The sequence below is a fragment of the Streptomyces sp. NPDC039465 genome (assembly GCF_055639315.1).
In genome coordinates, this window is sequence record NZ_JBVKAP010000013.1 from 35188 (window position 1) to 54725 (window position 19538).

Sequence of the window (19538 nt, forward strand, 5' to 3'; positions counted from 1 at the left end):
CTGCGCCGGTGGGGGGACGGGCGCCGGCGCGGGTCGGGCGATCCCGGTGCGGTGATCGCGAGGTGAGCCCGGTGTGGGGGTCCCCCCACGGCGTAGGGGGAAGGAGGCAAGCCGCGTCATCCTAGGGGCCACGGCACCGTGGTGACCAGGGGTTATCCACAGGTGCGCGCGTCTGTCAGCGGTGTGGTGTGCAATGGAACGCGTGCCTGCGCTCGACGAACCACTGAAGAAACTGCTCGGAGCCGCCACCGCGAAGGTGATGGACGAGCACCTCGGCCTGCGCACCGTCGGTGATCTTCTGCATCACTATCCCCGGCGGTACGAGGAGCGGGGCCAGCTCACCGCCCTGTCCGAACTGCCCCTGGACGAAGACGTCACCGTCGTCGCCCAGGTCGCCGACGCCCGCGTGCACACCTTCAACGGCGGCCGCGGCCAGCGTCTGGAGATCACCATCACCGACGGCAGCGGCCGTCTCCAGCTGGTCTTCTTCGGCCGCGGCATCCACAAGCCGCACAAGGAGCTGCTCCCCGGCAGCCGCGCCATGTTCGCCGGCAAGGTGTCCGTCTTCAACCGCCGCCTCCAGCTCGCCCACCCCACGTACGCGAAGCTGGGCGCCGACAGCGGCGAGGACGAGGTGGACTCCTGGGCGGGCGCGCTCATCCCGATCTACCCCGCCTGCAAGGGCCTGGAGTCCTGGAAGATCGCCAAGGCGGTCGACGCCGTGCTGCCCAGCGCCCAGGACGCCGCCGACCCGCTGCCACCCGCCCTGCGGGAGGGCCGCGGCCTCACCGACCTCCCCGACGCCCTGCGCAAGATCCACCGCCCGGCCACCAAGGCCGACGTCGCCGCCGCCCGCGAGCGTCTCAAGTGGGACGAGGCCTTCGTCCTCCAGGTCGCCCTCGCCCGCCGCCGCCACGCGGACACCCAACTGCCCGCCGTGCCCCGCAGACCCGCCCCCGACGGACTCCTCACCGCCTTCGACGCCAAACTGCCCTTCACCCTCACCGAAGGCCAGCAGAAGGTCAGCGCGGAGATCTTCCACGACCTGTCGACCGAGCACCCCATGCACCGCCTCCTCCAGGGCGAGGTCGGCTCCGGCAAGACCCTCGTCGCCCTGCGCGCCATGCTCGCCGTCGTCGACGCCGGCGGCCAGGCCGCCATGCTCGCCCCCACCGAGGTGCTCGCCCAGCAGCACCACCGCTCCGTCGTCGAGATGATGGGCGAGCTGGCCGAAGGCGGCATGCTCGGCGGATCCGAGCCCGGCACCAAGGTCACGCTGCTCACCGGCTCCATGGGCGTCCCCGCCCGCCGACAGGCACTGCTCGACCTGGTCACCGGCGAGTCCGGCATCGTCATCGGCACCCACGCGCTGATCGAGGACAAGGTGCAGTTCCACGACCTGGGCCTGGTCGTCGTCGACGAACAGCACCGCTTCGGCGTGGAGCAGCGCGACGCCCTGCGCGGCCGCGCCAAGCAGCCTCCGCACCTGCTGGTCATGACCGCCACCCCCATCCCGCGCACGGTCGCCATGACGGTCTTCGGCGACCTGGAGACCTCCGTCCTGGACCAGCTGCCCGCCGGCCGCTCACCCATCGCCAGCCATGTCGTGCCCGCCGCCGACAAACCCCACTTCCTGGCCCGCGCCTGGGAGCGGGTGCGCGAGGAGGTGGAGAACGGACATCAGGCGTACGTGGTCTGCCCCCGCATCGGCGACGACGAGGACGACGCCGGCAAGGGCGGCAAGAAGAAGTCGCCCGAGGACGAGGCGGAGAAGCGACCCCCGCTCGCCGTCGTCGAGATCGCCGAACAGCTCAGGACCGGACCGCTCGCCGGCCTGCGGGTGGAGATCCTGCACGGCCGGATGGCCCCCGACGGCCCCGGCGGCAAGGACGACGTGATGCGCCGCTTCGCCGCCGGCGACATCGACGTACTCGTCGCCACCACCGTCATCGAGGTCGGCGTCAACGTCCCCAACGCCACCGCCATGGTGATCATGGACGCGGACCGGTTCGGCGTCTCCCAGCTCCACCAGCTGCGCGGCCGGGTCGGCCGGGGCTCCGCCCCGGGCCTGTGCCTCCTGGTCACCGAAATGCCCGAGGCCAGCCCCGCCCGCCAGCGCCTCACCGCCGTCGCCGCCACCCTCGACGGCTTCGAACTCTCCCGGATCGACCTCGAACAGCGCCGCGAGGGCGACGTCCTCGGCCAGGCCCAGTCCGGCGTCCGCTCCTCCCTGCGGGTCCTGTCCGTCCTCGAGGACGAGGAGGTCATCGCCGCCGCCCGCGAAGAGGCCGCCGCCGTCGTCGCCGCCGACCCGGACCTGACCCGCCTGCCCGAGCTCCGTACGGCCCTGGACGCCCTGCTCGACAAGGAACGGGAGGAGTATCTGGAGAAGGGCTGACGCGCCGCCCACGACGAAGCCCATATCGTGGGAGTCGGCGAACGTCTGCTCGTCTGACCGAAGGACAAGGACTCAAGAATGACCCGCGTGATCGCCGGCGTGGCCGGCGGACGCCGTCTGGCCGTCCCGCCGGGCAACGGCACCCGCCCCACCTCCGACCGGGCACGCGAGGGGCTCTTCTCCACCTGGGAGGCGCTCCTCGGATCCCTGCACGGCGTACGCGTCGCCGACCTCTACGCGGGCTCCGGCGCCGTAGGCCTCGAGGCGCTCTCCCGCGGCGCCGCCCACGCCCTCCTCGTCGAGGCCGACAGCCGGGCCGCCCGCACGGTCCGGGAGAACGTCCGCGCCGTCGCACTGCCCGGCGCCGAGGTCCGCACCGGCAAAGCGGAACAGATCGTGACAGGTCCGGCCCCCACCGCCCCCTACGACCTGGTCTTTCTCGATCCGCCCTACGCAGTGTCCGACAGCGATCTTGGCGAGATCCTGCTCACACTCCGCTCTCAGGGCTGGCTCGCGGCCGATGCCCTCGTCACCGTGGAGCGCAGCACCAGAGGCGGGGAATTCGACTGGCCCGAGGGGTTCGAGCCCCTCAGGTCCCGTCGCTACGGCGAGGGAACGTTTTGGTACGGTCGCGCCGCCTCTACGTGCGAAGACGCACCATGACCGGACCGGAGAGCGAGGGACTTCAGTTGCGCCGCGCCGTCTGTCCGGGGTCATTCGACCCCATCACCAACGGACACCTCGACATCATTGCCCGCGCATCCAAGCTGTACGACGTCGTACACGTCGCGGTGATGATCAACCAGTCCAAGAAGGGGCTGTTCACCGTCGAGGAGCGGATCGAGCTGATCCGCGAGGTCACCGCCGAGTTCGGCAACGTCCAGGTCGAGTCCTTCCACGGACTGCTCGTCGACTTCTGCAAGCAGCGCGACATCCCGGCCATCGTCAAGGGCCTGCGCGCGGTCAGCGACTTCGACTACGAACTCCAGATGGCCCAGATGAACAACGGGCTCTCCGGCGTCGAGACGCTGTTCGTACCCACCAACCCCACCTACAGCTTCCTCTCCTCCTCCCTGGTCAAGGAAGTGGCGGCCTGGGGCGGCGACGTCTCCCACCTGGTCCCCCCGGTGGTCCTGGAGAAGCTCACCGCCCGGCTCGCCGAGCAGTGACCACCTGACACGGCGTCACCCGGTGTCGGACAGGGGACGACTGCCCTTACAGTCGTCCCGTCCGTCTCCAACCAGCTGTAGAGAGTGGCGAGCACACGGTGGACGTGCAGAAGAAGCTCGACGAGATCGTCGAGGCGGTCGGGAACGCCCGCTCCATGCCCATGTCGGCCTCTTGCGTGGTTAACCGCGCCGAGCTGCTCGCCATGCTGGAGGAGGTGCGCCAGGCCCTGCCCGGCTCGCTCGCCCAGGCCCAGGAGCTCATCGGCGGCCGTGAGCAGATGGTCGAGCAGGCCCGCCAGGAGGCCCAGCGGATCATCGAGGCCGCCCACGCCGAACGCGGCTCCCTGATCTCCGACACCCAGGTCGCCCGCCAGTCCCAGGAGGAGGCCGACCGCATCCTCGCCGAGGCCCGGCGCGAGGCCGAGGAGATCAAGGCCGAGGCCGACGACTACGTCGACTCCAAGCTCGCCAACTTCGAGGTCGTCCTCAACAAGACCATCGGCTCGGTCGACCGCGGCCGCGAGAAGCTGCTCGGCCGCGCGCCCGGACCGGACGGGACGTACGGCGAGGACGACGACGCCCCCGAGTACAGCTCCGACCCGCAGACCCTCATCCAGCGCGCCGACGAGTACGTGGACGCCAAACTCGGCGCCTTCGAGAACGTGCTCAGCAAGACCCTGGAAGCGGTCGGCCGCGGCCGCCAGAAGCTGCACGGCCGGATCGCCACCGACGAACTGGGCGCCCTCGCGGCCCAGGGCGCGGCCGCCGGCGTGCACACCTCCGACGCCGACTACCTCGCCGGCCTCGCCGAGCTCGCCACCCCCCAGCCCGTACCGCCCGCACCGGCCCAGCAGCCGTACGTACCGGCCCAGCCCGACCCGTACACCGTCGTCGCCTCCCACGACCCCGGCTACGGCACACAGCCCCAAGTCCAGCACCAGGAGACGTACGGCTACCAGAGCGATCCGTACGCCTACCAGCCCCAGCAGACGTACGACCAGGGCTACGCCCAGCAGTACGCGGGCTACGAGCAGCCCCAGCACGCCCCGCAGCCCCAGCCGGCCGCCGCGCTCGACGAGACCAGCTTCTTCGACACGAGCATGATCGACCTGGAGCAGCTGCGCCGCTACGAGCAGGGGCACCAAGGGCACTGAATCCGGCGGCCGTACCGGGCCCGGATTGGGCCCTGAGCGCAGCGTCCAGTATCCTGGCTCTTCGGTCGCGTGTATGCCCGCGATCACCGCTGCCCGGATTCCGTCACGGAAGCACGGCAGCCCCCTCACGATCCGAAAGCAGGAAGAACCCTGAGCACGCGCCTCGACCACCGCAACCCCCTCGTGTTCGACACGCACGAGCTGGGGCGGCGTCCTGGTGCTCTCCAGCGGATCTCCCGCTCGGTCCAGGCCCCCAAGGACGGCCTGGGTATCGAAGGAGTCATCGGAGTGCCCGAGGGCGCGCCGGTGGAGCTCGAGCTCCGTCTGGAGTCGGTCATGGAAGGGGTGCTTGTCACAGGCACCGCCCGTGCATCGGCCGACGGGGAGTGCGTAAGGTGTCTGGAGCCGCTGAGCCAAGAGGTCGAGGCGGACTTCCAGGAGATGTTCTCGTACCCCGACACCGACGACCGGGGCCGTAAGGCGGCCACGGGCGACGATGCCGAGGACGACGAGGACATGACCCCCCTCGAGGACGGCATGTTCGACCTCGAGCCCGTGCTGCGCGATGCGGTGGTGCTCGCACTGCCGATGCAGCCGGTGTGCCGGGAGGACTGTGCAGGACTGTGCGCCGAGTGCGGCGCCAACCTGAACGACGACCCGGACCACCACCACGACGCCGTCGACATTCGTTGGGCGGCACTGCAGGGACTCGCCGGTTCGCTGGGAACCGATGAGAAGGACAACATGAGCGGCGCCGAACCGGGCGTCGACGAGAAGCAGGAGAAGTAGCCGTGGCTGTTCCGAAGCGGAAGATGTCGCGCAGCAACACGCGCCACCGCCGGTCGCAGTGGAAGGCTGCGGTCCCCACCCTGGTTTCGTGTGAGCGTTGCCAGGAGCCGAAGCAGCAGCACATCGCGTGCCCGAGCTGCGGCACCTACAACAAGCGCCAGGTCCTCTCGGTCTGAGTGGCTGGTGAGAGGCGCAATGTCTGAGTCACACAAGACGGACAATGCCTCGTCCCACACGCTTCTGGAAGGGCGGCTCGGGTATCAGCTCGAGTCCGCCCTTCTGGTGCGTGCGCTGACCCACCGTTCGTACGCGTACGAGAACGGCGGCCTGCCCACCAACGAGCGGCTGGAGTTCCTCGGGGACTCCGTGCTCGGTCTGGTGGTCACGGACACGCTGTACCGCACCCACCCGGATCTGCCCGAAGGCCAGCTGGCCAAACTGCGGGCCGCGGTGGTCAACTCGCGTGCGCTGGCGGAGGTCGGCCGCGGGCTGGAACTCGGCTCCTTCATCCGGCTCGGCCGGGGCGAAGAGGGCACGGGCGGCCGGGACAAGGCTTCCATCCTCGCCGACACCCTCGAAGCGGTGATCGGCGCGGTCTATCTCGACCAGGGTCTCGACGCGGCCTCCGAGCTGGTGCACCGGCTCTTCGACCCGCTGATCGAGAAGTCCTCGAACCTCGGTGCCGGCCTGGACTGGAAGACCAGTCTCCAGGAGCTCACGGCCGCCGAGGGTCTCGGTGTTCCGGAGTACCTCGTCAGCGAGACCGGTCCGGACCACGAGAAGACCTTCACTGCTGCCGCCCGCGTCGGTGGTGTCTCGTACGGCACCGGCACCGGCCGCAGCAAGAAGGAAGCGGAGCAGCAGGCCGCGGAGTCCGCCTGGCGGGCCATCCGCACTGCCGCGGACGAGCGGGAGGCCGCGGCGAAGGCCGCCGCCGAAGAGGCCGCCGAAGAGGTCGCCGACACCTCTTCGGACGACTCCCCGGCTCCCGCGGACACGGCCACGGCCTGACCCGCCCCTTCGAACATCCCGCCCGTCCCCATCCCCGGGGGCGGGCGGAGCTGTTTCCCGGGTACGGCCACCGGGGTGCGGCCGCCGGGTTACGGAGATCGCCGCGGGCCGTCACCCGCCCGGCGGTAGGCTTCGGGCATCGATCCCGTACCCCCGTCAAAGGAGCGCCGTGCCCGAGCTGCCCGAGGTCGAAGTCGTCCGGCGCGGCCTGGAGCGCTGGGTGGCCGGCCGTACCGTCACCGAGGTCGAGGTGCTGCACCCGCGCGCGGTGCGCCGCCACCTCGCCGGCGGGGAGGACTTCGCGGCCCGTCTGAAGGGACAGCGGCTCGCGGTCGCCCAGCGGCGCGGCAAGTACCTCTGGATCCCGCTCGCCGACAGCGACATCTCGGTCCTCGGCCACCTCGGCATGAGCGGCCAGCTCCTGGTCCAGCCCGAGGACGCCCCGGACGAGAAGCACCTGCGGATCCGGCTGCGCTTCGACGACACCGAGGGCACCGAGCTGCGCTTCGTCGACCAGCGCACCTTCGGCGGGCTCTCACTCCACGACAACGCCCCCGACGGGCTGCCCGACGTCATCGCGCACATCGCCCGGGACCCCTTCGACCCGGCCTTCGACGAGGAGGCCTTCCATCGCGCGCTGCGCCTTCGCCGTACGACGATCAAGCGCGCCCTGCTCGACCAGTCGCTGATCAGCGGCGTCGGCAACATCTACGCCGACGAGGCGCTGTGGCGCGCCCGGCTCCACTACGACCGGCCCACCGCCACGCTGACCCGGCCGCGCTCCGTCGAACTGCTCGGGCACGTCCGTGACGTGATGGGCGCCGCGCTGATGGTCGGCGGCACCAGCTTCGACAGCCTCTACGTGAATGTGAACGGCGAATCGGGCTACTTCGACCGGTCTCTGGACGCCTATGGGCGCGAGGACGAGCCGTGCCGGCGCTGCGGTACGCCCCTGCGCCGGCGCCCCTGGATGAACCGTTCCAGCTACTTCTGCCCGCGCTGTCAGCGGCCGCCGCGCGTCTCGTCGTAGCTCTCCCGCGCCGCGAGGACCTCGGGCATCCGGCCTTCGACCAGGTGGATGAGCCCGAGCAGCCGCTCGGCCACGTCCCGGCCCAGCGGCGTCAGCTCGTAGTCCACGCGCGGCGGATTGGTCGGCTGCGCCTCGCGGTGCACCAGGCCGTCACGCTCCAGCGCGTGCAGCGTCTGGGACAGCATCTTCTCGCTGACGCCGTCCACGCGCCGCCGCAGCTCGTTGAAGCGGAACGTCCCGTCGTACAGGGCGCCGAGCGTCAGGCTGCCCCATTTCCCGGTCACATGCTCCAGCGTCCCGCGCGAGGGACAGGCCCGGGCGAACACATTGAACGCCAGGTCGTCGCCCGTGAGCTCCTGCGAGGTGTCTGCGGTCATGCCAGCAACCCTACGCCCGCACAGCGCTCACCAGAGGGTTGCGCTTTCCAAGGGTTAGGGCCGGAGCTCAGAAGCCGAAGTCCTGGGTCCACCACGGACCGCCGTCAGCGAAGTACACGCCCACACCCAGGGTCGTGTAGTCGCAGTTCAGGATGTTCGCGCGGTGGCCGTCGCTGTTCATCCAGGCCGTCATCACGGCGGCCGCGTCCACCTGCCCGCGGGCGATGTTCTCCGCGCTCAGACCCTGCACGCCGGCCTGCTCGGCCCGGTCCCAGGGGGTGTCCCCGTCCGGGTCCGTGTGGTCGAAGAAGTTCCGCTGCGCCATGTCCCGGCTGAAGTCGCCGGCCAGCGAGGCCAGCGGCGCGCTCGCCCGCACCGCCGAGCAGCCCACCTTGGCCCGCTCGACGTTGACCAGCTTCAGGACCGCGGCTTCGGCGGCCGCCGCCCTGTCCTGGGTGACCGGCGCCGTGGGCTTCTCCACCGGCGTCTTCTCCGGCGTCGCCGTACGCGTCGGGGTCGCGCTCTTCGTCTTCTTCGGGGCCTCGGCCTTCTTCGACGGCGTCGCCGACGGCTTGGTCGGGGTCGGCGAGGGGGTCTTCGACGGCGAGGGGGTCTTCGACGGGGTCTTGGACGGCGACGGGGTCTTCGACGGGGAGGGTGAGCGGCGGGCCTCGGCGCTCGCGGAGCCCGTACCGTCCGGCGTCCTGGACGGCGTCGCGGACGAACCGCCCTGCGTCAGCAGCTCGGGCACGCCGCCGTCGATCCGCAGCTGCTCGCTCGACGATCCCGTGCGGCTCCCGCCGACAGTGTGCGTCTCGCCGCCCGGGAGCCAGCCGGAGGCGACGGCCACGGCGCCCACGGCCACGGCCGCGGAGGCGCCGAGCAGCCCGGTGCGTACGGGGAGGCCGCCCCGATTACTCCGTCGATGGCGTCCCATCTGCTCTGCCTTCCTGATCTTTCAGCTTTCGAGCAGCCGTTCATGTGACACACCCGAATGGGTGAGCTGCATTGGTGGGGGACTGTACGCCATGACGCCTGGGGGTGAAGTGCTCCGTGTGCAATTGACCGGTTAGCTTTCACACATGAACGAAGATGTGCGGCTCACCGCCTGGGTGCGCGGCCGGGTACAGGGAGTGGGCTTCCGCTGGTTCACCAGGGCGAATGCACTGGAGATCGGCGGCCTCAAAGGATTCGCCCTCAATCTCGACGACGGACGCGTCCAGGTCGTCGCCGAGGGGTCGAGTGAGAATTGCCACCGTCTTCTGGACTGGCTCCGATCCGACGACACACCCGGCCGCGTCGACGGAGTGACTGAGATCTGGGACACGCCCCGCGGCGGATACGAGACATTCGCGATCCGCTGACGATCTTGTCAGCTACGCCTGTCCGGCACTCCGCCCGACTACGGGCGGACGTGCCTCGGACACCCGTCGTACACCCGCCGACATGTGCGCATGCGTGGAGTGACCAGTGCATTAGCGGTCGATGGACGCATGGTTGCCAAGAAAGCCTTGTCGTGCGAGGCTGCGCGAGTAAGGATGATCTCCACGCCCCTCCGGGCACCATGCGCGAGGCGCCGCCGCACATTTCGCGGCCGCGGACCCCCATGGTCGGCCCCTGATACGGGCGTGATCGTGTTGACCGTCAAACTTTTTGGTGAGACTCTGGAAGCCCCGCGCACCTTAGCTGTTTGGCAGCAGGACGCAGTGAATCAAGGGCTGCCGGACACCGCGGGTGCGAATCCCTCACGACCCACACCGCTTCGGTCGGTCACTCAGTGTGGAGGACCATCCATCATGGCAAAGGCGCTTCTCGGTTACGTCGGCGGTTCCGACCCGCGACTCCTCGCCGAGATGCGACGGCTTCAGCAGCGCGTACAGGACCTCGAATCCGAGCTGGTACGGATCCAGTCGGAGAACGACGCGCTGACCGCCGCCGCACAGCACCCGGCAGAGTCGCTGCTCGAAGGCATCGACCTCGACGTTCACCAGGCGGAGCCTGCGCTCACCTGATGTCAGCCCCCAGGGGACAGGTGAGAAACACTCTCGCTCGATGAGATCTCGTTGAGATCAGAGATATGCAAGGGACGCTCAGGCGTCCCTTCTTTCTTTCGTCGCCATGGCGTACCAGCTGTTCCCCCCGTCGCTACCGGCCCCGCCTTACCGACTGATCTGCCCTGCACCTTCATGGGTGAAACCGGAGGTGACAGGTAGAGTCCGGGGGCGTGCACCTCAAGGCCCTGACCCTGCGTGGCTTCAAATCGTTCGCCTCCGCCACCACACTGCGCTTCGAACCCGGTATCACCTGCGTGGTGGGGCCGAACGGCTCCGGCAAGTCCAATGTCGTGGACGCGCTGTCCTGGGTCATGGGCGAACAGGGCGCCAAGTCGCTGCGCGGCGGCAAGATGGAAGACGTGATCTTCGCCGGCACGACCGGGCGGCCCCCGCTCGGCCGCGCGGAAGTCTCGCTGACCATCGACAATTCCGACGGCGCTCTGCCGATCGACTACGCCGAGGTCACCATTACGCGGATCATGTTCCGCAACGGCGGCAGCGAATACCAGATCAACGGAGACACCTGCCGCCTCCTCGATATTCAAGATCTTCTCTCCGACTCCGGCATCGGCCGGGAAATGCACGTCATCGTCGGACAGGGCCAGCTCGACTCGGTTCTGCACGCCGACCCGATGGGCCGCCGCGCCTTCATCGAGGAAGCGGCCGGCGTCCTCAAGCACCGCAAGCGCAAGGAAAAGGCGCTGCGGAAACTCGACGCCATGCAGGCCAACCTCGCGCGCGTGCAGGACCTCACCGACGAACTGCGCCGCCAGCTCAAGCCGCTCGGCCGGCAGGCCGCGGTCGCCCGGCGCGCCGCCGTCATCCAGGCCGATCTGCGCGACGCCCGGCTCCGGCTCCTCTCCGACGATCTCGTACGGCTCCGGGAGGCGCTGCGCACCGAGATCGCCGACGAGGCCGCCCTCAAGGAACGCAAGGAGCGGGCCGAGGCGGCGCTACGGGCCGCGCTGACCCGCGAGGCGGACTTGGAGGACGAGGTGCGGCGGCTCGCGCCACGGCTCCAGCGGGCCCAGCAGAACTTCTACGAACTCTCGCAGCTGGCCGAGCGGGTCCGCGGCACGATCTCCCTGGCCGACGCGCGCGTGAAGAGCGCCACGGCCGCGCCCCCGGAGGAGCGGCGCGGCCGCGACCCCGAGGACATGGAGCGCGAGGCCGCCAGGATCCGCGAACAGGAGGCGGAGCTGGAAGCCGCCCTGGAGGCCGCGGAGCGGGCCCTGGAGGACACCGTTGCCCACCGCGCCGAGCTGGAACACGAGCTCGCCGTCGAGGAGCGGCGCCTCAAGGACGTGGCCCGCGCGATCGCCGACCGGCGCGAGGGCCTCGCCCGGCTCAGCGGTCAGGTCAACGCCGCCCGCTCGCGGGCGGCCTCCGCCCAGGCGGAGATCGGGCGCCTCGCCGAGGCCCGGGACGAGGCGCACGCCCGCGCGGTCGCCGCCGAGGAGGAGTACGAGCAGCTCAAGGCCGAAGTGGCCGGGCTCGACGCGGACGACTCGGCGCTGGGGGAGCGGCACGAGGCAGCCCGCCGCGAACTCGCCGAGGCCGAGGCCGCCTTGTCGGCGGCCCGGGAGGCGGCCACCACGGCCGAACGCCGCCGCGCGGCCACCCAGGCCCGCCACGACGCCCTCGCCCTGGGCCTGCGCCGCAAGGACGGCACCGGCGCGCTGCTCGCCGCGCAGGAACGTCTTACCGGACTGCTCGGCCCGGCCGCCGAACTCCTCGACGTCACCCCCGGCTTCGAAACCCCCGTCGCGGCGGCCCTGGGCGCCGCCGCCGACGCCCTCGCCGTGACCGACCCGGCCACGGCCGCCGAAGCGATCCGCCTTCTCCGCAAGGAGGACGCCGGCCGAGCGGTCCTGCTCCTGGGCGGCGAACCGGCCCCTGTTCCCCCGCGCGTGCCGGTGCCCGCCGCGGAGCGGCCTGGTGTGTCCGGCGGCCCGGGGCAGGGATCGGATGACGCCGTGCCCGCTCCCGCCGCCGAGGGGCCCGGTGTGCCCGGCGTCCCGGGCTCCGGGGCGGCCCCGGCCGCAGGCGACGGCTCGGGCGGGCGGCCGACGGCCGAGCGCCCGGGTGTCCCGGCTCCGGGCCCGGTTGACGCCGCCCCCGCCCCGGCCGTCGGCGACGGCTCCGGCGGGCAGCCCGCCTCCGGCCCCCCGGCGCAGAGCGCCGGGGACCCGATGGTGCCCCGCCCCGCCGCGGAGGCGACGCCCGCGGGGGTCGCCGTGGCGGCCGGGGCGGCTCCGTACGTGGTCGATCTCGTGACCGGGCCGGCCGCACTGATTGGGGCGGTGCGGCGGCTCGTACGGGACGTCGTCGTGGTCGGGACCCTGGAGGACGCCGAGGAGCTGGTGCGGGCCCGGCCCGAGTTGACCGCGGTGACCGCCGAGGGCGATCTGCTCGGGACGCATCTGGCGCAGGGCGGCTCCGCCGGGGCGCCCAGCCTGCTGGAGGTGCAGGCGTCCGTGGACGAGGCCGCCGCGGACCTCGCCGAACTGGCCGTACGGTGCGAGGAGCTCGCCGTCGAACAGCGCGCGGCCACCGAGCGGCGGGCCACCGCCGCCGCGCTCGTCGAGGAACTGGGGGAGCGGCGGCGTGCCGCCGACCGGGAGAAGTCGCAGGTCGCCCAGCAGCTCGGGCGGCTCGCCGGACAGGCCAGGGGCGCCGCGGGCGAGGCGGAGCGGACCGCAGCGGCCGCCGGCCGCGCCCAGGAGGCCCTGGAGAAGGCGCTGTACGAGGCGGAGGAGCTGGCCGAACGCCTGGCCGTCGCTGAGGAGACGCCGGTCCAGGAGGAGCCCGACACCTCCGTCCGGGACCGGCTCGCCGCCGACGGCGCCAACGCCCGCCAGACCGAGATGGAGGCCCGGCTCCAGGTCCGTACGCACGAGGAGCGGGTCAAGGGGCTCGCTGGCCGGGCCGACGGCCTCGACCGGGCCGCCCGCGCCGAACGGGAGGCACGCGCGCGTGCCGAGCAGCGCCGGGCCAGGCTGCGCCACGAGGCCGAGGTGGCCGCCGCGGTCGCGGCCGGCGCCCGCCAGCTCCTCGCGCACGTCGAGGTGTCGCTGGTGCGGGCCGAGAAGGAGCGGGCCGCCGCCGAGGCCGCCAAGGCCGCCCGTGAGGCCGGTCTCGCCGCCGCCAGGGGCGAGGGCCGGGACCTCAAGGCCGAGCTGGACAAGCTCACCGACTCGGTGCACCGGGGCGAGGTCCTCGGGGCCGAGAAGCGGATGCGGATCGAACAGCTGGAGACCAAGGCGCTGGAGGAGCTCGGAGTCGAGCCGGCCGGTCTGGTCGAGGAGTACGGCCCTCACCAGCTCGTACCGCCGTCCCCGCCCGCCGAGGGCGAGGAGCTCCCTGAGGACCCGGACCATCCACGCAACCAGCCACGCCCGTTCGTCCGTTCGGAGCAGGAGAAGCGGCTCAAGGCCGCCGAGCGGGCGTACCAGCAGCTCGGGAAGGTCAACCCGCTGGCGCTGGAGGAGTTCTCGGCGCTGGAGGAGCGCCACAAGTTCCTTTCCGAGCAGCTGGAGGACCTGAAGAAGACCCGCGCGGACCTCCTTCAGGTGGTGAAGGAGGTCGACGAGCGCGTCGAGCAGGTCTTCACCGAGGCGTACCGCGACACGGCCCGCGAGTTCGAGGGGGTCTTCTCGCGGCTCTTCCCCGGTGGCGAGGGCCGGCTGATCCTGACGGACCCCGACAACATGCTCACCACCGGCGTGGACGTCGAGGCCCGCCCGCCCGGCAAGAAGGTCAAGCGGCTCTCGCTGCTCTCCGGCGGTGAGCGGTCGCTGACGGCCGTGGCCATGCTGGTCTCCATCTTCAAGGCCAGGCCGAGCCCGTTCTACGTGATGGACGAGGTCGAGGCGGCTCTGGACGACACCAACCTCCAGCGGCTGATCCGGATCATGCAGGAGCTCCAGGAGTCCTCGCAGCTGATCGTGATCACGCACCAGAAGCGGACGATGGAGGTCGCCGACGCGCTCTACGGCGTGTCCATGCAGGGCGACGGAGTTTCCAAGGTGATCAGCCAGCGACTCCGCTGAGCAAGCACCCCGTCACTTCAAGACTTGAACATCGACCAGGAATCGCCGCGTTTCAAATTCACAAGTTCACAGGTATTGACTTCGAAACTTGAAGGCATAGTCTCTGCTGCGTTGCTTTTACCTTCAAGTGGTGGGCGGCGTGAAGTTGTGCGCCACTGGAAGGGCTCGCCCCCACGCTCCGGCGACGCTGCCGGATGCCTCCAGGAGTCCATGTGACCAGCACCGCGCAGGCGCCCACGCCGCCGCCCTCCGAAGGACGGGCGGCTCATCCGGATCACCTCGGCCACGTCATCTTCATCACGGCATCCGCCGCGATGGGCGGCTTCCTCTTCGGATACGACAGCTCCGTGATCAACGGCGCCGTCGAGGCCATCCGTGACCGGTACGACATCGGCTCCGGCACGCTCGCCCAGGTCATCGCCATCGCCCTGATCGGCTGCGCGATCGGTGCCGCCACCGCCGGCCGGATCGCCGACCGCATCGGCCGCATCCGCTGCATGCAGATCGCCGCCGTGCTGTTCACCGTCAGCGCCGTAGGCTCCGCCCTGCCCTTCGCCCTCTACGACCTGGCCTTCTGGCGGATCGTCGGCGGCTTCGCCATCGGCATGGCATCGGTGATCGGCCCCGCGTACATCGCCGAGGTCGCGCCCGCCGCCTACCGCGGCCGACTCGGCTCCTTCCAGCAGGCCGCGATCGTCATCGGCATCGCCGTCTCCCAGCTGGTCAACTACGGCATCCTGCAGCTCGCCGACGGCGAACAGCGCGGCGAGATCGGCGGCCTCGAGGCCTGGCAGTGGATGCTCGGCGTGATGGTCGTACCCGCCGTCCTCTACGGCCTGCTCTCCTTCGCGATCCCCGAGTCGCCGCGCTTCCTCATCTCTGTCGGCAAGATCGACAAGGCCAAGGCCGTCCTGGCCGAGGTCGAGGGGAAGAACGTCAACCTCGACCACCGCGTCGCCGAGATCGAGCTGGCCATGCGCAGCGAGCACAAGTCCACCTTCAAGGACCTGCTCGTCGGCGGCCGCCTCAAGCTGCTGCCCATCGTCTGGGTCGGCATCGGACTCTCCGTCTTCCAGCAGCTCGTCGGCATCAACGTCGCCTTCTACTACTCCTCGACGCTCTGGCAGTCCGTCGGCATCGACCCCGCGAGCTCATTCTTCTACTCCTTCACCACCTCGATCATCAACATCGTCGGCACCGTCGTCGCGATGGTCCTGGTCGACCGGGTCGGCCGTAAGCCGCTCGCCCTCGTCGGATCCGCCGGTATGGCGATCGCCCTCGCCGTCGAGGCCTGGGCCTTCTCCGCCGACCTCGTCGACGGCAAGCTCCCCAGCACCGAAGGCGTCGTCGCCCTCGTCGCCGCCCACGTCTTCGTCCTCTTCTTCGCCCTCTCCTGGGGCGTGGTGGTCTGGGTCTTCCTCGGCGAGATGTTCCCCAACCGGATCCGCGCCGCCGCACTCGGCGTCGCCGCCTCCGCCCAGTGGATCGCCAACTGGGCCATCACCGCGAGCTTCCCGTCCCTGGCCGACTGGAACCTCGCCGGCACGTACGTCATCTACACGATCTTCGCCGTGCTCTCCATCCCCTTCGTGCTCAAGTTCGTGAAGGAGACCAAGGGCAAGGCGTTGGAGGAGATGGGCTAAACCCCGCTGCCCCTCTCCTCACCCACGAAACTGCCCCGGCTCACTCCTTGAGCCGGGGCAGTACGTTCTCCGCCAGCAGATGCAGGCTCCGCCACGCCTCGTCGACCGGCATCCCGCCGCACAGCGGATGCAGCACCAGACTCTCCGCGCCCAGCGCCACGCACTCGTCCGGCGTCACCACCCGGTACACCCCCTCCGCCCGCAGCTCGGCCACCGTCGTCGCCGCCGAGCGCACCGCCGAGCGGATGTCCTTCGACTGCCAGGACGCGTACGTCCGCGCCTCGTGCAGGAAGTGCTCCCCGTACAGCTCCCAGGTCCGGTCCGGGTCCTCGGACAGATGCAGCAGAGGGGTGCTCTCGGCCGGCATCATCGTCCACCCCTCGGTGCCGTACTCCGCGCGCAGCCGCGTGTAGTACGCCTCCAGCTCCGGCAGATGCGCGCTCGGGAAGAACGGCAGCCCCAGCCGGGCCGCCCGCCGCGCCGCCGCCTTGGACGAGCCGCCCACCAGCAGCAGCGGATGCGGCTGCGTGTACGGGCGCGGGGTGACCCGCACCGTACGGCCCTCATAGCTGAACGGCTCCCCGGACCAGGCCTTGAGCAGGGTCTCCAGCAGCAGGTCCTGAAGCTTGCCCCGCCGCCCCCAGTCCACGCCGTGCGCCGCGTACTCCTCCGGGCGGTAGCCGATCCCCGCCACCGTCACCAGCCGCCCCCGGCTCAGCAGATCGAGCACCGCGATCTCCTCGGCCAGCCGCAGCGGATCGTGCAGCGGCCCGATGATCGCCGAGACCGTGACCGCGATCCGGCGCGTGGCCCCGAAGACCGCGCCGGCGAAGGCGAAGGGGGAGGGCAGCCAGTTGTTGGCGGCGCCGTGGTGCTCCTCGGTCTGGACCGTGTCGACCCCGCGGTCGTCCGCGTACGCGGCCATCTCCAGGGCCGCCCGGTAGCGGTCCGACAGGCTCCGCGGTGTGGCACGGGGATCGACGAGATTGAACCGTACGACTGTGAACGGCATACAGACGTCCCCCTCCGCGCGACGGAATCCGGCGAAGGGGGACGCTAGCTGACGTGGTGTCAGATGGAAACAGTCTCGCGCTCGGGCTCGGAATCCGCCGACGGCGCCGACACGGCTGCCCGCGGCAGCACGGCGTACAGCGCCGCCGCCACCACGATCGTCACCGCCCAGCCCAGACCGTTCCGCCCGATCCAGGAGGACGCCAGCGGACCGGTGAACCAGTCGACCTTGGTGAACAGCAGACCCACCACCAACGCCGCCGCCCAGGCCGCCATCGCCGGCCAGGCGAACCCGCCCCGGTACCAGTACGCGCTGGTACGGGTGGTGTCCATCAGGGCCTGGCCGTCGTAGTGCGGCCGGCGCAGCATGTCGACGCCGAACACGCCGATCCACGCCGAGAACGCCACGGCCAGCAGCGTCAGGAAGGAGATGAACGAGCCGATGAAGCTGGTCGCCACCACCATCAGCAGGAAGCCGAAGATCAGCGAGATCACCGCGTTCACGCTGACCGCCCAGGCGCGCGGCACCTTGATGCCCAGGGTCTGCGCGGTGAAACCGGCCGAATACATCGACATCGAGTTGATCAGCAGCATCCCGATGAGCGCGATCACCAGATACGGCACCGAGATCCACGTGGGCAGCAGCTCACCGATGAAGGAGACCGGGTCCTGCGCCGAGGCAAGACCGGGCGTGCCGACCGCCATCACCGCACCCATCAGCACCATCGGCAGCACCACGATCCCCGCGCCGCCGATCGTCGAGCCCACCATCGCCTTCGAGGAGGCCGTACGCGGCAGATAGCGCGTGAAGTCCGGGCCCGAGGGCACCCAGCTGATCCCGCCCGCCGCGATCGTGCCGATACCGGCGATCAGCATCGCCGTCGATCCCGCCGGCTTGTCGAACACCGCCGACCAGTCGGTGTTGGCCACCAGATACACCAGGACCAGCACCGAGAAGGCGCCGAAGAGATACGTCGACCAGGTGCTGCACACCCGCAGGGCGTTGATGCCCAGCCCCGACACCAGGAACGTGCAGGCCACGAAGAGCAGCAGCGTCACCACGATCAGCGGCGTGCTCGACTCGATACCGAAGAGCAGATCCAGCACGGTTAGCACGGCATACGCGCCGGTCACCGCGTTGATCGTCTCCCAGCCCCAGCGCGCCACCCAGATCAGCGAACCGGGGAAGAGATTCCCGCGCTGCCCGAAGACCGCCCGCGACAGCGCCATGCCGGGCGAGCCGCCCCGCTTGCCCGCGATCGAGATCAGCCCGACGATCCCGTACGAGAGCACCGGCGCCGCGATCGCGACGACCAGCACCTGCCAGAAGTTCAGACCGTTGAAGACGATCAGCCCCGCACCCATCGTGAGCAACAGCACACTGATGTTGGCGGCGACCCAGGTCGGGAAGAGTTCACGGACGTGACCGGTCCGCTCGGCGTCGGGGACGGGCTCGAGACCGCGGGTCTCTATCGCGCCTTCGGCGTCGGAGTCGTGGGACATGGATCAGCTCCGTGCAGAGGTGGGGGGTTCACAGCATCGTACATTCCCCCCAAAGCCTCAGATAGCGGCCGGGCGTGCTAGGGGATACTGGACGGGTTATGGACATCCTCATCCTTGCCGTAGTCATCGCCCTGGTCGCCGCGGTCGCCGTGACCAGCGGCCTCGTGGTCAGCAGCCGCAAGAAGAAGAAGAAGCAGCTGCCGCCCACGGCACCGACCACCACGCCGACCATCACCGCTCCGCCCACCGAGCCGCACGTCGGCGACGAGGCGGAGGCACCACGGGACGAGCCACGCCGCACGATCGAGGAGGTCGACCTCCCGACCGCCGAAGAGGCCGTCGAGACTCCCGTCGCCGTCGAGGACCCGGTCGTCGCCGAGGCCCCCGCACCCGCGATCGAGATCCCGGAGCCCACCGCCGGCCGGCTCGTCCGGCTCCGGGCCCGCCTCGCCCGCTCCCAGAACACCCTCGGCAAGGGGCTGCTCACCCTCCTGTCGCGCGAGCACCTCGACGAGGACACCTGGGAGGAGATCGAGGACACCCTCCTCACCGCCGACGTCGGCGTCGCCCCCACCCAGGAGCTCGTCGAGCGGCTGCGCGAGCGCGTCAAGGTCCTCGGCACCCGCACCCCCGACGAGCTGCGCGGCCTGCTCCGCGAAGAGCTCCTCTCCCTCCTCGGCACGGACTTCGACCGGGCCGTGAAGACCGAGAGCGGCCAGGACACCCCGGGCGTCGTCATGGTCGTCGGCGTCAACGGCACCGGCAAGACCACCACCACCGGCAAGCTGGCGCGCGTCCTGGTCGCCGACGGGCGCTCCGTCGTCCTCGGCGCCGCCGACACCTTCCGCGCCGCCGCGGCCGACCAGCTCCAGACCTGGGGCGAGCGCGTCGGCGCCCGTACGGTCCGCGGCCCCGAGGGCGGCGACCCGGCCTCCATCGCCTTCGACGCGGTCAAGGAAGGCATCGCCGAGGGCGCCGACGTCGTCCTCATCGACACCGCCGGCCGCCTGCACACCAAGACCGGCCTGATGGACGAGCTCGGCAAGGTCAAGCGCGTCGTGGAGAAGCACGGCCCGCTGGACGAGATCCTCCTCGTCCTCGACGCCACCACCGGACAGAACGGCCTCGTGCAGGCCCGCGTCTTCGCCGAGGTCGTGGACATCACCGGCATCGTCCTCACCAAGCTCGACGGCACGGCCAAGGGCGGCATCGTCGTCGCCGTCCAGCGCGAGCTGGGCGTCCCGGTCAAGCTCGTCGGCCTCGGCGAGGGCCCCGACGACCTGGCCCCCTTCGACCCGGAGGCCTTCGTCGACGCACTGATCGGCGAACCGGCCTAAGCCGCGGTCT

The 19538-nt window shown here is 70.7% G+C and carries 16 protein-coding genes and 1 pseudogene; 13 read left to right on the forward strand and 4 right to left on the reverse strand.

All coding sequences use genetic code 11. The features are described 5' to 3' along the window. Positions 1–193: 193 nt before the first annotated feature. The 8 genes and pseudogenes from recG to mutM all read left to right on the forward strand — a co-directional run bounded on the left by recG (position 194) and on the right by mutM (position 7551). Positions 194–2398, forward strand: a complete 2205-nt coding sequence (recG, locus tag ACZ7LT_RS31245; RefSeq protein ID WP_471239479.1) for an ATP-dependent DNA helicase RecG — start codon at positions 194–196, stop codon at positions 2396–2398. 75 nt (positions 2399–2473) lie between these two features. Then, a pseudogene (gene rsmD, locus ACZ7LT_RS31250) lies at positions 2474–3061 on the forward strand (16S rRNA (guanine(966)-N(2))-methyltransferase RsmD); the annotation flags it as partial. Positions 3062–3087: 26 nt separating this feature from the next. Beyond that, positions 3088–3567 carry a pantetheine-phosphate adenylyltransferase gene (coaD, locus tag ACZ7LT_RS31255; protein ID WP_471239600.1) on the forward strand — a complete coding sequence of 160 codons (480 nt, stop codon included), beginning with the start codon at positions 3088–3090 and terminating at the stop codon, positions 3565–3567. Between the two features lie 98 nt (positions 3568–3665). Beyond that, a complete protein-coding gene (locus ACZ7LT_RS31260) occupies positions 3666–4721 on the forward strand; it encodes an ATP synthase F0 subunit B (RefSeq protein WP_471239480.1) in 1056 nt (351 codons plus the stop codon). Between the two features lie 150 nt (positions 4722–4871). Then, positions 4872–5510: a YceD family protein gene (locus ACZ7LT_RS31265; RefSeq protein ID WP_471239601.1), complete on the forward strand. Its 639-nt coding sequence runs from the start codon at positions 4872–4874 to the stop codon at positions 5508–5510. Between the two features lie 2 nt (positions 5511–5512). Next, positions 5513–5686, forward strand: coding sequence for a 50S ribosomal protein L32 (gene rpmF / locus ACZ7LT_RS31270; protein ID WP_030496967.1), 174 nt, complete (start codon positions 5513–5515; stop codon positions 5684–5686). A gap of 19 nt (positions 5687–5705) precedes the next feature. After that, positions 5706–6521, forward strand: coding sequence for a ribonuclease III (rnc, locus tag ACZ7LT_RS31275; protein WP_471239481.1), 816 nt, complete (start codon positions 5706–5708; stop codon positions 6519–6521). A gap of 169 nt (positions 6522–6690) precedes the next feature. Then, positions 6691–7551 carry a bifunctional DNA-formamidopyrimidine glycosylase/DNA-(apurinic or apyrimidinic site) lyase gene (mutM, locus tag ACZ7LT_RS31280; RefSeq protein WP_471239482.1) on the forward strand — a complete coding sequence of 287 codons (861 nt, stop codon included), beginning with the start codon at positions 6691–6693 and terminating at the stop codon, positions 7549–7551. Here the strand turns inward: mutM and ACZ7LT_RS31285 are convergent. Both ACZ7LT_RS31285 and ACZ7LT_RS31290 read right to left on the reverse strand, forming a co-directional pair. Further along, positions 7524–7928 carry a winged helix-turn-helix transcriptional regulator gene (locus ACZ7LT_RS31285; RefSeq protein ID WP_471239483.1) on the reverse strand — a complete coding sequence of 135 codons (405 nt, stop codon included), beginning with the start codon at positions 7926–7928 and terminating at the stop codon, positions 7524–7526. The two genes, mutM and ACZ7LT_RS31285, sit on opposite strands and share 28 nt — an antisense overlap. A gap of 67 nt (positions 7929–7995) precedes the next feature. Beyond that, positions 7996–8865 (reverse strand): CAP domain-containing protein, encoded by an 870-nt coding sequence (locus tag ACZ7LT_RS31290; protein WP_471239484.1) that lies wholly within the window; start codon positions 8863–8865, stop codon positions 7996–7998. Between the two features lie 145 nt (positions 8866–9010). Between ACZ7LT_RS31290 and ACZ7LT_RS31295 the strand changes: the two genes are divergently transcribed. The 4 genes from ACZ7LT_RS31295 to ACZ7LT_RS31310 all read left to right on the forward strand — a co-directional run bounded on the left by ACZ7LT_RS31295 (position 9011) and on the right by ACZ7LT_RS31310 (position 15677). Beyond that, positions 9011–9292 carry an acylphosphatase gene (locus tag ACZ7LT_RS31295; protein ID WP_019889764.1) on the forward strand — a complete coding sequence of 94 codons (282 nt, stop codon included), beginning with the start codon at positions 9011–9013 and terminating at the stop codon, positions 9290–9292. A gap of 432 nt (positions 9293–9724) precedes the next feature. Next, on the forward strand, positions 9725–9940 hold the full coding sequence (locus tag ACZ7LT_RS31300; RefSeq protein ID WP_019889765.1) for a hypothetical protein: 216 nt from the start codon (positions 9725–9727) through the stop codon (positions 9938–9940). 212 nt (positions 9941–10152) lie between these two features. Then, a complete protein-coding gene (locus ACZ7LT_RS31305; RefSeq protein ID WP_471239485.1) occupies positions 10153–14034 on the forward strand; it encodes a chromosome segregation SMC family protein in 3882 nt (1293 codons plus the stop codon). Between the two features lie 194 nt (positions 14035–14228). Next, the gene (locus tag ACZ7LT_RS31310; protein WP_471239486.1) at positions 14229–15677 is read left to right on the forward strand and encodes a sugar porter family MFS transporter; all 1449 of its coding nucleotides are present in this window, start codon (positions 14229–14231) and stop codon (positions 15675–15677) included. Between the two features lie 40 nt (positions 15678–15717). Here the strand turns inward: ACZ7LT_RS31310 and ACZ7LT_RS31315 are convergent, their stop codons facing one another. After that, positions 15718–16689 (reverse strand): LLM class flavin-dependent oxidoreductase, encoded by a 972-nt coding sequence (locus tag ACZ7LT_RS31315; RefSeq protein ID WP_471239487.1) that lies wholly within the window; start codon positions 16687–16689, stop codon positions 15718–15720. Positions 16690–16748: 59 nt separating this feature from the next. Further along, on the reverse strand, positions 16749–18191 hold the full coding sequence (locus tag ACZ7LT_RS31320) for a cytosine permease (RefSeq protein ID WP_471239488.1): 1443 nt from the start codon (positions 18189–18191) through the stop codon (positions 16749–16751). A gap of 98 nt (positions 18192–18289) precedes the next feature. Between ACZ7LT_RS31320 and ftsY the strand changes: the two genes are divergently transcribed. Then, a complete protein-coding gene (ftsY, locus tag ACZ7LT_RS31325) occupies positions 18290–19528 on the forward strand; it encodes a signal recognition particle-docking protein FtsY (protein ID WP_471239489.1) in 1239 nt (412 codons plus the stop codon). The last annotated feature ends 10 nt before the right edge of the window (positions 19529–19538 follow it).